The sequence below is a fragment of the Vibrio fluminensis genome (genome assembly GCF_015278125.1).
Classification (GTDB): domain Bacteria; phylum Pseudomonadota; class Gammaproteobacteria; order Enterobacterales; family Vibrionaceae; genus Vibrio; species Vibrio fluminensis.
This window is the reverse complement of sequence record NZ_JADILO010000069.1, coordinates 1-1,230: the sequence shown is the minus strand read 5'-3', so window position 1 is coordinate 1,230 and position 1,230 is coordinate 1. Positions and strand designations below refer to the sequence as shown.

The following is a 1,230-nucleotide window of genomic DNA, read 5'->3' as shown; positions in this document are numbered from 1 at the left end:
TCTTACCTTCTAGGTCGCCAAGAGCGATTGGAAGGCTACCACGACGGAAGTAGATTGACTTAGGTAGTTTGTGCCACAACATGTTTTCAGCTCGCTTCGCAACAGTTTTCTTGTTGATTAGGTGCTTAGGACCCACGTTTTCAGAGATAGAGTTACCACCCCATGAACCACAACCTAGCGTTAGAGATGGTGCTACGTTGAAGTTGTAAAGGTCACCGATACCACCGTGAGTCGTCGGGATGTTTACAAGGATACGAGCAGTCTTCATCTTGTCGCCGAAGTAACGGATACGGTCTGCGTTCACGTCTTGGTTAGTGTATAGACCAGATGTGTGACCGATACCGCCGATCTCAACCATGGTTACTGCTTGAGCTACTGCGTCTTCGAAGTTGTCAGCGCGGAATAGACCTAGTGTTGGGGATAGTTTCTCGTGAGCAAATGCGTCATCGTATGAAACTTTACCTAGACCTTCACCAACTAGAACTTTTGTATCAGCTGGAACTTTAACGCCTGCCATTTCAGCGATTGCTGCTGCTGGCTGACCTACGATTTTCGCGTTTAGTGCACCGTCGATTAGCAGAACTTTACGAACTTTGTCCGCTTCAGCTTTGTTTAGTACGTATGCTTTGTGAGAAGCAAAACGCTCTTTCACTTCGTCGTATACAGAGTCAACAACGATTGCAGCTTGCTCAGAAGCACATACTACGCCGTTATCGAAAGTCTTAGACATTAGGATAGAAGCAACAGCACGTTTGATGTCTGCAGTTTCATCGATAACAACTGGAACGTTACCTGCACCTACACCGATTGCTGGCTTACCAGAAGAGTAAGCGGCTTTAACCATGCCTGGACCACCAGTTGCAAGGATAAGAGCGATACCATCGTGCTTCATAAGAGCGTTTGAAAGCTCAACTGAAGGTTGGTCGATCCAACCGATGATGTCTTTTGGTGCGCCTGCTGCTACTGCTGCATCTAGAACGAGTTTAGCTGCGTCGTTAGTTGAGTTTTTCGCACGTGGGTGTGGTGAGAAGATGATACCGTTACGAGTCTTCAGAGAGATCAGAGATTTGAAGATCGCTGTTGATGTTGGGTTAGTAGTTGGAACGATACCGCAGATGATACCTACAGGCTCAGCGATAGTCATTGTGCCTAGGTTGTCGTCTTCTTCAAGAATGCCACACGTTTTTTCATCTTTGTATTTGTTGTAAATGAACTCAGATGCGAAGTGGT

General features: G+C 46.4%; 1 protein-coding gene. It reads right to left on the bottom strand.

Annotated elements, in window-relative coordinates; translation table 11 throughout:
* Positions 1-1,230, bottom strand: a 1,230-nt coding sequence (locus IRQ95_RS21860; RefSeq protein WP_194439900.1) for an aldehyde dehydrogenase family protein, incomplete at both ends; no start/stop codon positions are given.